Annotated in this window: 12 protein-coding genes; 3 read left to right on the forward strand and 9 right to left on the reverse strand. The window is 34.3% G+C overall.

What is annotated here, in order from left to right; genetic code table 11:
• Positions 1 to 76 precede the first annotated feature (76 nt).
• The gene (locus B0A68_RS02510; protein WP_035682964.1) at positions 77 to 571 is read left to right on the forward strand and encodes a metallophosphoesterase family protein; all 495 of its coding nucleotides are present in this window, start codon (positions 77 to 79) and stop codon (positions 569 to 571) included.
• Between the two features lie 4 nt (positions 572 to 575).
• Here the strand turns inward: B0A68_RS02510 and B0A68_RS02515 are convergent, their stop codons facing one another.
• The 3 genes from B0A68_RS02515 to B0A68_RS02525 all read right to left on the reverse strand — a co-directional run bounded on the left by B0A68_RS02515 (position 576) and on the right by B0A68_RS02525 (position 2760).
• Positions 576 to 1493, reverse strand: coding sequence for a sensor histidine kinase (locus tag B0A68_RS02515; protein ID WP_035682966.1), 918 nt, complete (start codon positions 1491 to 1493; stop codon positions 576 to 578).
• Positions 1494 to 1522: 29 nt separating this feature from the next.
• The gene (locus B0A68_RS02520; RefSeq protein ID WP_035682970.1) at positions 1523 to 2185 is read right to left on the reverse strand and encodes a response regulator; all 663 of its coding nucleotides are present in this window, start codon (positions 2183 to 2185) and stop codon (positions 1523 to 1525) included.
• Positions 2186 to 2349: 164 nt separating this feature from the next.
• Positions 2350 to 2760 carry a DUF4293 domain-containing protein gene (locus B0A68_RS02525; RefSeq protein ID WP_035682971.1) on the reverse strand — a complete coding sequence of 137 codons (411 nt, stop codon included), beginning with the start codon at positions 2758 to 2760 and terminating at the stop codon, positions 2350 to 2352.
• 182 nt (positions 2761 to 2942) lie between these two features.
• Between B0A68_RS02525 and rho the strand changes: the two genes are divergently transcribed.
• Positions 2943 to 4814, forward strand: a complete 1872-nt coding sequence (rho, locus tag B0A68_RS02530; protein WP_035682974.1) for a transcription termination factor Rho — start codon at positions 2943 to 2945, stop codon at positions 4812 to 4814.
• Between the two features lie 222 nt (positions 4815 to 5036).
• Here the strand turns inward: rho and B0A68_RS02535 are convergent, their stop codons facing one another.
• From B0A68_RS02535 to B0A68_RS02560, 6 genes are all read right to left on the reverse strand, one after another.
• The gene (locus B0A68_RS02535) at positions 5037 to 6062 is read right to left on the reverse strand and encodes a M28 family peptidase (protein WP_035682976.1); all 1026 of its coding nucleotides are present in this window, start codon (positions 6060 to 6062) and stop codon (positions 5037 to 5039) included.
• 7 nt (positions 6063 to 6069) lie between these two features.
• Positions 6070 to 7050, reverse strand: a complete 981-nt coding sequence (locus B0A68_RS02540; RefSeq protein WP_035682979.1) for a DUF3667 domain-containing protein — start codon at positions 7048 to 7050, stop codon at positions 6070 to 6072.
• Positions 7051 to 7082: 32 nt separating this feature from the next.
• Positions 7083 to 7856 (reverse strand): dienelactone hydrolase family protein, encoded by a 774-nt coding sequence (locus tag B0A68_RS02545; RefSeq protein ID WP_035682981.1) that lies wholly within the window; start codon positions 7854 to 7856, stop codon positions 7083 to 7085.
• Positions 7857 to 7958: 102 nt separating this feature from the next.
• Complete coding sequence (locus B0A68_RS02550) at positions 7959 to 10163, reverse strand: penicillin acylase family protein (RefSeq protein ID WP_035682984.1); 2205 nt, start codon at positions 10161 to 10163, stop codon at positions 7959 to 7961.
• Positions 10163 to 11017, reverse strand: a complete 855-nt coding sequence (locus B0A68_RS02555; RefSeq protein ID WP_035682987.1) for a cyanophycinase — start codon at positions 11015 to 11017, stop codon at positions 10163 to 10165. The genes B0A68_RS02550 and B0A68_RS02555 overlap by 1 nt, the downstream gene beginning before the upstream one ends.
• A gap of 44 nt (positions 11018 to 11061) precedes the next feature.
• Positions 11062 to 11514, reverse strand: a complete 453-nt coding sequence (locus tag B0A68_RS02560) for an Lrp/AsnC family transcriptional regulator (protein WP_035682990.1) — start codon at positions 11512 to 11514, stop codon at positions 11062 to 11064.
• Between the two features lie 217 nt (positions 11515 to 11731).
• Here B0A68_RS02560 and rocD point away from each other — a divergent pair, with 217 nt between their 5' ends.
• The gene (gene rocD / locus B0A68_RS02565) at positions 11732 to 12985 is read left to right on the forward strand and encodes an ornithine--oxo-acid transaminase (RefSeq protein WP_035682992.1); all 1254 of its coding nucleotides are present in this window, start codon (positions 11732 to 11734) and stop codon (positions 12983 to 12985) included.
• Positions 12986 to 12996 lie beyond the last annotated feature (11 nt).

Raw genomic sequence — 12996 nt, forward strand, 5'->3', positions numbered from 1 at the left:
AGAACCTTAGTATGTCAGAACCTTTAAAAAAAACCTTTGTACCTTTGTGACTCAAAACCTATGAACCTTTAGTAAATTGAAAAAAATTCTCCTCCTTTCCGACACTCACAGCCATATTGATGATACTATTTTAAAATATGTAAATCAAGCAGATGAAGTTTGGCATGCCGGAGATATCGGAGATTTGAATGTTACCGATACGATAAAAAAACTAAAACCGCTGCGCTGCGTTTATGGAAATATAGATGATGCAAAGGCAAGATTGGAATTTCCGCTGCACAATCGTTTTATGTGCGAAAATGTTTCGGTCTGGATCACGCATATTGGAGGTTACCCCGGAAAATACAATCCAAATATTAAGGAAGAAATGGCTTTAAATCCTCCTAAATTATTTATCTGCGGGCATTCACATATTCTTAAAGTTATGTTTGATAAAAAGAATAATTTATTACATATGAATCCCGGAGCAGCAGGAAAAAGCGGTTTTCATCAGATGAGAACAATGCTTCGTTTTGTAATCGATGATGATAAAATAAAAGATTTAGAGATTGTAGAAATAGGGAAGAAGTAAGGAATTAATGAGGAAGGGGAATTTGTATTTTAATTGAAGTTCCTTTGCCGGGTTTTGATTTAATGCTGAAACTTCCTTTAAATTTTTTAATTCTCGCTCTTATTCTGTTTAAACCAAAACCTTCGGCTTTGTTTAGTTTATCGGTCTTAAATCCAATCCCGTCATCGTGGATCGAAATTATAAATTGATCTTGGTTTTCTTGAAGCGAAATTTCGGCTTTTTTTGCAGCGCTGTGTTTGATAATGTTGTTAAATAATTCAGATACAATAAAATAAATTTTCATTTCAAATTTTTCGACATACCGTTGTTCTACAGCAATAGTACTCGAAAATTCAAAATGAATACTCGAATTAGAATTTCTTTCGCATAAATCTTCTAAAGCATACATTAAACCGAAACGAACCAAAAGGGAAGGGACTAAATCGTGCGACATATCCCGAAGAAGATCATGTGCTTCGGCTAATATTGTTTTGGTTTTCTGAATTTCCTCTGCCTTAATGTTATTTTGTGCTGTAAATACATTAAGATGCAGTCCTGCAGAGGACAAAAGCGAATTAATATTGTCATGCAAAAAAGAAGCTATTCTTTTTCTTTCATTTTCCTGACTGTCAATTCCGGAATTAATGATGTCTAAAAGAATTTTCTGTTTGGTATCCTTTCGTTTTATTTTTTGCTTTAATTTATTATTCTGATAAAAAAAATAAAAAAGAAAGAACAATATAATTACAAGAACAACAGATAAGCTGACCACTTTTTTGTTATGTACACTTTCTACTTTGCGAAGTTCGGATGAATTGTTTTTTTGATTTTCAACAACAGTTACTATAGATTCTTTTGCAGGAACTTGCATCTGGCTGAAAACGGAATGGCCACATTGTGAAATTAAAAGAAAAAACAGAATAAAGATTCTTGAACCAAACATAGCAGTAAATTTTTGTTCCTTGATGCTGATTAAGGATTTATCAAATTGTTTTTTATGGCATATTTTACCAAACCGATTGTACTCTTGATATCTAGTTTTCTCATGATATTCTTTCTATGCGTTTCGACGGTATTGGAACTTATAAAAAGCTCTTCGCTTATTTCTTTTCCGCTATATTCAAGCGCTATCAGCTTAATAATTTCGATTTCCCTCGGACTTAAGATTTGATTTTCCTGATAGGGATGAGGTTGTAATTTTGGATTGTTCTGTATAAATGCGTTAAATATTTTCTCTCTTACGGCATCACTAAAATATTCCTGTCCTTGATAAACTGCTTCAATGGCTTCTATTATATTTTCGCCTGCGCTTTTTTTTGTGAGATACCCTTTTGCGCCTAATTTCATGACTTCCTTAATTATTTTAAGATCATCATAACTGGATAAAATAATGACTTTGCACGAAGAACCTTTTTGGTTAAATTCTTTCAAGGCTTCGATGCCGTCTTTTTTAGGCATACTGATGTCTAGTATTAAAATGTCGGCTTTATTTTCTAAAACATCATCGTATACAGTAGTTCCATCAAGAGAACTGCCAACAACTTCAAAGTCGCTGACAGTCTGTAGTAAGTTGGTGAGCCCGTCAATGAGGACCTGATGATCATCTGCAAGATGAATTTTTATTTTTTGGATCATAATTTTCTAGAAATCTGAATGGTGTCAAAATTATGAAAAATATCTTACAAAATTTGTTTTAACCTATATTTTGGCAGTGTTTTAAGTAAATCTGAATTGTATCCACAAAAAAACCCGGATATAGAATCCGGGTTTTTTCACACAAATAAATTAAGTTTATAGGTTTATCTCAAACGATCTACAGATTTTACAAGATCTTCGTCCTTTTTGATGGCCTTATTAGCTAAAACTAATAACACGATAGCAACAATCGGAAGAAACATCCCAATACCTTTCTCTGAAACCGTAGTTTCTCCAGATAAGTTTAGTGATCGATATACAAACAATCCTAATAAAATTAAGTTTAATATTATATTTAGTCTGTTCATAACAAACTGATTTTGTCTTTTTTTGAATGTAATAATGCTGATTACACTCAGCATTGTGCTTAGACCTAATAATATGGTGTAAAATTGGTCCTGCATAAAATAGAACGGCTTTCCTGTGTTTGATGTCCAAAGTGGAATAAAAAACATTAGAACCCCAGTTACTACAAAGGTAAAAAATAAATATACAGTCTGAATTCTTTGTATCATGTTCAATAATTGTTTTACAAAAATATATTTTCTTTTTTTAAAATACTATTGTATGATTAAATTTTATTCGTATTATTGCATCATAATACCGTAAGCACTTCATACTGCGGTCAATTTCAAATTATTATCTACCTTATTCTTTTTACAGTTTCCTTTAAAATAATTAAATTCATAGAACATTCATGTTTGATATTTCTGCATTAAAAGAAATGAAGCTTTCTGAGCTTCAAGAAATAGCTAAATTAGCTAAAACAATAAAGATTACTGGCGTCAAAAAAGAGGCTTTAATTAGTCAGATTTTGGCTCATCAGGAAACTAGCAATGCGCCGGCTGAAGCACCAAAAACCGAAGCAGCAGCAGAGGTCAAAGATGATAAAGCCAAGAGAACCAGAATCACTGGTGCAAAAATTACTCCGGCTAAAAAAGCAGCTAATGCAAAAAGCACTCCAGTTCTTGAATTTGATAAAGTAGAAGAAACTTCTCAGAATACTATAACTCCTCAAGCTTTAACAGAAACTGAAAATACTGCTCCAGAAGTTGTAGAAAGTAAGACAGCTGATAAAAAAGAGCCAAAAATTGTAAAGTTTAATAAAACGGCTTACGAGAAAAAAGTTGCTCTGAAAAAGGAAAAAGATGAGGTAAAAGAAGTTAGTGCCGAAGAAAGTGCAGAAAACATAACTACGGAACCAAAAGCAGAGAAACCTGTAATAGCACCTTCTGCAAAAAAGATCAATCCGAATCAAAATAAAAATCAAAACCCGAACACAAATCCAAACCAGAATCTGAATCCAAATCCAAATCAGGTTCAAGCTCAGAATCCAAATCCAAATCAAAATGGGAACGGAAATGGAAATGGAAACGGGAATACCAATACCAACAACCAGAATCCAAATCATAAAAATAAAAAGAATAATAATTTCAGAGATTCAGATTTTGAATTTGATGGAATTATAGAAAGTGAAGGCGTACTTGAAATGATGCCGGACGGATACGGATTTTTGCGTTCATCAGATTATAATTATTTAGCCTCTCCAGATGATATTTATTTATCAACTTCACAAATCAGATTATTTGGTCTTAAAACCGGAGATACTGTAAAAGGAGTGGTTCGTCCTCCAAAAGAAGGCGAGAAGTTTTTCCCTTTAGTACGTGTTTTAAAAATTAATGGACACGACCCGCAAGTGGTTCGCGATAGAGTTTCTTTTGAACACTTGACACCAGTTTTTCCTTCAGAAAAATTCAAATTAGCCGAAAAAGGCAGTTCAGTTTCAACCCGAATTATCGATTTATTTTCTCCAATCGGAAAAGGACAGCGTGGTATGATTGTAGCGCAGCCAAAAACGGGTAAAACAATGTTATTAAAAGACATTGCTAATGCCATTGCTGCAAATCATCCTGAAGTTTATCTGATTGTTCTTCTAATTGACGAACGTCCTGAAGAGGTTACCGATATGCAGAGAAGTGTTAGAGGTGAAGTTATTGCTTCTACTTTTGACAGAGAACCGCAAGAACACGTGAAAATTGCTAATATCGTTTTGGAAAAAGCAAAACGTCTGGTAGAATGCGGACATGATGTTGTGATTTTATTAGATTCAATTACACGTTTGGCAAGAGCTTATAATACAGTACAGCCAGCTTCTGGAAAAGTTTTGAGTGGTGGTGTTGATGCTAATGCATTGCAAAAACCAAAACGTTTCTTTGGTGCTGCCAGAAATGTAGAAAACGGAGGTTCATTGAGTATCATCGCAACTGCATTGACAGAAACAGGTTCTAAGATGGATGAAGTGATCTTTGAAGAATTTAAAGGAACAGGTAATATGGAGCTGCAATTGGATCGTAAGATTGCAAACAAACGTATTTTCCCTGCTATCGACTTAACCTCTTCAAGCACGCGTCGCGACGATCTTTTATTAGACGAAAAAACATTACAAAGAATGTGGATTATGCGTAAATATCTATCGGATATGAATCCTGTAGAATCTATGGATTTTGTAAACGACCGATTCAAAAAAACCAGAAACAACGAGGAGTTTTTGATTTCTATGAATGACTAAGGAAAGGTGCTGAGGTTCTGAGGGACTAAGGTTCAGAGTTGCAAAGGTTCTGAGTGACTGAGGTTCTGAGGTTTTTCTCTAGTACACTTAATATTATAAAAAAAGGGATTAGTTTTTAAAAACTAATCCCTTTTTTTTTTAACCTTAGAAACTTAGTCCCTCAGAACCCTCAGTCCCTTAGAAAAAAACCTCTGAACCTTTGCTACTCTGAGCCTTTGAACCTTATTTAAGCGGTTTATCAACTACAGGTCTCTCAGCTCTATTGGCTAAGTCCCATGCTACAACAAAAGCCAATTTTGTTCTTTTTGTTAAAGCATCGTATTCAATTTTTTCTGGTTCATCGCCTTTTCCGTGATAATCTGCGTGAACTCCATTGAAGAAGAAAACAGCCGGAATACCATGTTTTGCAAAATTATAATGATCAGAACGCTCATAAAAATGATTTGGATCTTTAGGATCATTAAATTTAAAATCTAAATCTACTTTAGTATATTTTTCGTTTTGAGCCACTACAAGGTTGTGTAAATCAGATGATAATCTGTCGGCTCCAATTACGTAAACATAATTATTGGTATTTGCATGTTCTACATCACGACGGCCGATCATATCGATGTTGACATCTGTAATAGTATTGGCAATCGGGAACAATGGATTTTCTGAGTAATAACGAGATCCGTGTAAACCGTGTTCTTCGCCGGTAACATGAAGAAATAAAATCGAACGTTTTGGACCGTGGCCGTCTTTTTTAGCCTTCGCAAAAGCCTTCGCAATTTCCATAACGGCAACTGTTCCGGAACCGTCATCATCAGCGCCATTGTAGATTTCGCCTTTTTTAATTCCAACGTGATCATAATGAGCCGAAATGACCAAAACTTCATCTGGTTTTTCAGAACCTTCTATATATGCCCAGATATTTTCAGAATCCGGAAGGTTTTCTTTGTATTTTGCATTAAGGAAAGCTGCAGGAATATGCTGGTAATAATCTGTCGCTCCTTTAGGAAACGAAATACCATTATTCTTGTATTGCTCGATCATATATAGACCCGCTTTTTTCTGGCCTGGAGATCCTGTTTCGCGTCCTTCCATTTCGTCAGAAGCAACTACGTAAAGCATTGTTTTTAAATCTTTCTCAGTAATAAGATCCATATATTTTGTTGGATCTGAATTATCTTTGGCTGCAGCCAGCTGCGTTGTTTTACATGAAAACGCAGTAGCAGCAATTAATAATAGAACAATTATTTTTTTCATTTTTTATTTAATGTAAATTAATGAATGTGTAAAAGGCGTAAAGTATTAGTAAAAATAGAATAAAAAACGAGTTAATAAAAAACAATAGTACACTTTTTACAAATGAGACAAATCTGGATTCTCCGTAAAATCTGTGATGCGCAGGGTAAAAATAATAAGACATCCAGATAAATCCCACAAAATCAGTAATGTCTGAAATAAAAGTGAGCGGATTGTCTTCGCCAAATAGTCCGATAAATTTCCGGATGACAAATAAAATCAGGAATATTAAAAGAAGAAAAGAAAAGTAATGAAGTGTAAAAATGCCGTGGTCAAAATAATACCACTTCTTTTTATTATGAAAGATCCATAAAAAGAAGGCAAAGAACGGCATAATGAGAATTAGTATTTTCGGAAGATTATGAACAAAAGATTCCGTAAATTTTTTAACGATTTCACCTTTTGAGTTATGATCTACAACATATTTTAGTTTCTGGATCATCCAATAACTGAAACTGTCCAGACGCTTTTCCTTTGGGGCATGTTTTTGTATGGAATCAACATTCCTAGTTATTTTATTAAAATCGCTTCCTATATTTAGGTCTTTGAGTTCTCCGGTATAAATGTTTTTTGGAATTTCTTTTTTATGTTCCTTAGTGTTTTTATCAGCAATTACCACTTCGTCATTTACCTCGTTTGGAAAAAGTGCGATTAAAAGAAAAGTGATAAAACTGATAAAAATATACAAACGTACAGGTGCCAGGTAAGACAACCGTTTTCCCGAAAGATATTCTTTGGTTAAAGTCGAGGGCTTAAAAAGCAGATTTCGAATCGTTTTCCAGAAAGCATTTTCATAATGCGTTAGATCTTCAAAGAAATGAAAAAATAAATGATGAAAAGTTTTTCTGCTGTCTGAATTCTCCTGTCCGCAATTGGGACAAAATTTTTGCTCTACAACATGCCTGCAGTTGAGGCAGGTTTTATCTTCTCTTATTTTACTATGCGACATTGGTTTTGGTTTAGTTTTGGTTAGTTACAGGGCTATTTTTTCAGCACTTCCTTCAGGAAGATTTTTAAATGTTCAAAAGATCGTTTAGCAGCTTTTTCGTTGTACGCTGCTCCTTTAGAATTGTCATTTCCAGCTTCTGGATTAGTAAAAGAATGAACTGCATTAGCATAATAAATCATTTGCCAGTCGGCTTTTGTATCACGCATTTCCTGTTGAAAAGCAGTGATTTCCTCTTTAGATTCAAACGGATCATCTGCACCGTGACAAATTAAAACTTTTGTAGAAATCGGTTCTGCAGGACGAGTGGCATCTTTGCCTAAACCTCCGTGAAAAGAGACAACACCTTTTACATTCAAATGTCCGCGGGCAGCTTCAAGAACACCAGTTCCGCCAAAACAATAGCCGATCGCAGCAATATTGTCTGCATTTGTTCCTGCTTTTATTAATTCCTGCAGCGCTGCGTTAATGCGTTTCTGGTACGCTTCATAATTCTTTTTATAAAATCCGGCCTGTTTTCCGGCATCAGCGGTATTTTTAGGATAATTACCTTCGCCATAGATGTCTGCAATAAAAACATTGTAGCCTTCTTTAGATAAATTCGAGGCAATTTCTTTAGACGCATTATCGATTCCCAGCCAGGCAGGCAAAAGTAAAATTCCAGGATTTTGACTGCTTTTTTTGGCAGATTTTATAAACAAACCGTTTAGCTGCTGATTTCCGTCTGCGTATTTTACAGGTTTTAATTGAGCGCTTATAGTGTTGGAAAACAGTATAGAAGCGAATAAAAATAAGATAGGATTTTTCATGGTATTTACAATTTTAAACAAATATCAGAAATATTACGATACAAAAAAACCTCAAAAGAAATTTCTTCTGAGGTTTAAGATTTGAAAGATAAATCGCAAAAATTATTCGCCGGGATGATACGTCTTTTCTGCATTTTTTATAACATCTTCTTTATAAAACAATACGTCTTTAAATTGTCCTTTTTGGTACATTTCTGCTTGATCATAAAAATGTTTTGAGTTTATGTCACCGCTGTTTCCTCCAGCCAGTAAAGATTTTGCTTTTATTTTTGGACCAAATTCTACAGCACAAACAAAACTGTTTCCGTTATAACCATATCGCTTTTTAGATCCGTTTTGATAACTGCTTTTAAAAGAAGGAAGACTTCCCCAGGAACCGGGACCAAAACCTATCGGAAGGCTTGGTTGGCTGTCGTCGTATTTTAAATCGATATCACCGCTGGAACGCTGAAAACGGTTAACATCGCCCCAGTTTACTTTCCACGTTCCCCATTTAGACTGCAGGTCTTTTATAACTCCTTCTAATTGTGGAATCATTTGTGTTATTACAGCATTTTTTGCAAAATTTTTGGTGTTTTCTACCTGATCCAATTCACCTTCGTCAATATATGCTTTTAGAATAATAGGATCTAATTTGTAAGCCCATTCAACTGCAAGCGTTGTTGCGATCGAATTTTCTTTGGCATAATAATCCCAATCTTTTAAGATTGAAACCGCTTCTGACAATGATTTGTACTCTGAAGTATCTGATTTTGGAACCTGATTAAACACATTTACTAAACCCGGAATTAAAACTTCAAAAATTGATAATTTAGAATCGTAACCGTCTGTAATTACCTTTTCTAAAGTATAATTGGTGCCTTTGCTAAAAATCCTGACAGCATTTATTCCTCTAAAATTTTCTCCATCCGGCGCCATGTAAGGCGGGTAATTTTGTTTCTTCGGACTGTTTTCGCCCGCTGCCGTATAAGGTGTCGAATTGCAATTTTGAATCCATCCATTTACAGGATTATATAAATGCACAGTTTTGTCTACTTCGTGCAGTCCTTTCCATTGTGTTGCAGAAATTGATCCGTCTACTGCTTTAGACCAATTTTGATTTTTATCTCTTATCGGAATAAAATTGCCGTGCCAGTAGGCTATGTTTCCTTTGCTGTCGGCATAAACGGTGTTGTTGGACGTATTAGCTTTTAGATCCATTGCTTTTTTGTAATCGTCAAAATTCTTAGATTTTGTTCTTATCCAGCTCTGAATTAAACTCGTCATTGATCGATTCATAGATCTTAAACTGATCCATTTTCCGTCACGTTTGGCCATAATCGGACCGTTGTTGGTAAAATATGTTTTTATTTTTTTTGGAATTAATTTTCCTTTTTCAGTATAATTAATCGTGATTTCTTTTTCTATAACAGGCAGTAATTTTTGGTCAAATTCGTAGAATAATTTCCCTTTTTTATTTGTGATTTTTTCTACGTACATATCAGCAACATCCACATTTGATGAAGTGTGCATCCAGCCGCAATTTTCATTAAACCCCTGATAAATAAAAAACTGCCCCCAAGTTACGGCTCCATAAGTATTTAAACCTTCTTCGCTGGTAATCTGAACTTCTGGTCTAAAGTAAAAAGTAGTATGCGGATTAATATATAAAATTGCATTTCCATCGGCGGTTTTAGATGGTGCCAAAGCAAAACCGTTAGAACCAGTCTGCACGTTTTTTTCTCTTTCTACGTACGCCACTTTATCATTATTTCCAGAGTAAAAAGCTTTCAATTCTCCTGTAGAAAGATCTGCAGTGCTGATAGCGCCAATACTTCCGTCGGTCCATAAAAGCGGAAACCAAGGTTCAAAATGAGTTAAGAGCGCGGGTTTAACCTCAGGATGTTTGTATAAATAAAAATTGATGGCGTCTGCATAACTGTTGAGAAGTTTCTTCAGCCACAATGGTGCTTTTTTATAATCTGTTTTTGCTTCTTCGGCATCTATTAAAAGTCTAATTTCTAGATCATTGTATAAAACAGATTCGCCTTTTATTTCTGAAAGTCGACCCAGTTTTTCGATATAATTCATTTCAATGCGTTTAAAATCGTCTTCGCATTGTGCATACAATAACCCAAAAACAGCGTCGGAATCTGTTGTACCGTAAATATGCGGAATTCCCCATTTGTCGCGAATTATCTCAACTTGCTGTGCCGCTTCTTCAAGACGCAGAATTTCTTTCGAATTTATTTTTTGTGCGGTTAAAGAAAAACTAACACAAAAAATGAAAAAGACCGTTTTTAAAATTTTAGAATAGTTTACTAACATTATTTGATATTAAATTTTTGTCCGGCATTATAAATACTCATTTCCAGTTTTTCAATTGAGATCAAATTGCCTTTTTTAGATTTTAAAATTCCCTTTGGTTTCTTTACTACAATTACTTCACTTTCTCCTGCAACCTCAACCTGGTTGTTCCTCACAATTATTGCAGTTTCTTCGTCAATTCCGATTCCCGTTAAATCAGGAAATTCAACCAAAGCAGAAAGTAATCTGTTATAACGGTTTCTTTTCAGGAAATGCTGATCAATTACCGCCGTTTTTAACAATCCAAGACCGTCGCTGGTTTCCAGATTATCGTATCTGATATTATCAAAAGTGCCCGAATATTCTTTTTGTAATTTCTGGTTTCCGGTAATCATTTTTTCAGACATTACAGCGGCGCCGGCACTCGTTCCAGAAATTGTGCTTCCGTTTTCGTATGCTTTTAAAATAGCCGTTTTTATTGGAGTGTTCTGTATAATATTCATAAAACGCGTTTGATCGCCTCCGCTTATAAAAATAAGTTTTGCTTTCTGAACGGAATCTGCAAGCGTTTTGTTTTGAGCAGTTTCTTTATTAAAATTCAGCATCACAATTGGATTTTTTGTCAATTTTACCATTTGAGTTTTGAAGAAAATAAAAGAACTGTCGGGTTGTTCGCTCGACATTGGTAAAACTACGATATAGTCTTTTTGAGATAATTCGGCTACAGCCAAAACCTGTTTCATTAAATTATCAGAGCGATCGCCTCCGCCGATTATGAATAATTTTCCTTTCGGATTTTGTGCCAGACAGCTTAAAGATGCGAATATCAAAATAACGATAAACTGCGTCGAAGAAAATTTGAAAAGTTTATTCATAATGCTGCTGATTTATTATTTAATGAATAATGTAAAGGAAAAAATTACAATATAATATTTCGTTTAAAAGCACATCCTAATTCTATAATCGAATCGGTTTTGGAAATTCCGGGAATGCTGTCGATTTTTTCATAAAGAATGCTTCGCATGTGTTCGTGATTTTTAGCAATAATTTTGATATATAAAGTAAACGAACCCGTAACATAATAACATTCTGTAATTTCAGGAATCTCTTTTAAGGCCTCAATAATACGATCAGAATCAGAATCTTTGTTTAGAGAAATTCCAGTAAAAGAAGCCCAGTCGTAACCAATTTTCTTTTCCTGAATTATAGGCTTAATTCCTCCAATTATGCCTTGTTCCATCAATCTGTTAATACGCTGATGCACCATTGTATTAGAAATTTTTAGATTGGCAGCAATTGCAGAAAAAGCCATTCTTCCGTCTTTTTCCAGTTCTTTAATAATATTGATATCAAATTCGTCTAATAATTCCATTGTTTTAATTTGAGTTGGAAACCTGATTTTATATTTATAAAAGTAATTATTTTTTTATAAAAGACTCAAAGATTCAATTCAGGTTTGTGTTGTATTTATTATTTTTAAGTCTAAATTAGTGTATTTGACTTCAAAAAGAGTATTTTAAAGTCAATATTTAGGTTTTGTTGTATTGTAATAATAAATATTTAATACTTTTGCTTAAAATAAATAGATTATGATTCATACTGAAAACAAACTTTCAAACAAAGCAGCAGTTTTAATTGAAAAAGAAAATAAATACGGAGCTCATAATTATCACCCGCTTCCTGTGGTTTTAGAAAGAGGAGAAGGAGTATATGTATGGGATGTAGACGGGAAAAAATATTATGATTTCTTATCTGCTTACTCGGCAGTAAATCAAGGCCATTGTCATCCAAAAATTATTCAGGCCATGATCAATCAATCTCAAAAACTAACATTGACTTCTCGTGCTTTCTACAATGATCAATTGGGTGAGTATGAGGAATATGTAACTAAATATTTTGGTTTTGACAAAGTGCTTCCGATGAATACGGGAGCCGAAGCTGTTGAAACAGCTCTTAAAATATGCAGAAAATGGGCTTATGAAGTAAAAGGAATTCCAGAAAATCAGGCGCAGGTTATTGTGTGCGAAAATAATTTTCACGGAAGAACGACTACCATAATTTCATTTTCGAATGATGAAACAGCCCGAAAGAATTTTGGACCGTTTACAGATGGATTTATAAAAATTGAATATGATAATCTTGAAGCTCTTGAAAAAGCTTTAAGTGCATCTGAAAATATTGCTGGATTCCTGGTTGAACCAATTCAGGGAGAAGCTGGAGTTTATGTTCCGTCAGAAGGATATTTGGCAAAAGCAAAAGCGCTGTGCGAAAAGCATAATGTTTTATTTATTGCAGATGAAGTTCAAACCGGAATTGCCAGAACCGGAAAATTATTGGCCGTTCATCATGAAAATGTACAGCCGGATATATTGATTTTAGGAAAAGCAATTTCTGGAGGTGTTTATCCAATTTCTGCGGTTTTATGCAATGATGAGATTATGAATGTTATAAAACCCGGACAGCATGGATCTACTTTTGGAGGAAATCCTGTTGCGGCAGCAGTTGCAATTGCAGCTCTTGAAGTAGTAAAGGACGAAAAGTTGGCTGAAAATGCAGAACGTCTTGGAGCAATTTTAAGAAAAGGATTAAACGAAATTGCAGAACGTAACCATTTAATAGAACTTGTTCGCGGTAAAGGTTTACTAAATGCAATTGTAATTAACAGCGGAGAAGATTCTGATCTGGCTTGGGAAATCTGCTTGAAATTTAGAGACAACGGATTATTAGCAAAACCAACACACGGAAACAAAATTAGATTTGCACCGCCTTTGGTTATAACAGAAGAGCAGATTTATGACTGTCTTGCAATTATTGAGAAGTCGCTGAATGATTTCAAAATGTAATTAAAAATTAG

The organism is Flavobacterium reichenbachii (assembly GCF_002217435.1).
Lineage (GTDB): Bacteria > Bacteroidota > Bacteroidia > Flavobacteriales > Flavobacteriaceae > Flavobacterium > Flavobacterium reichenbachii.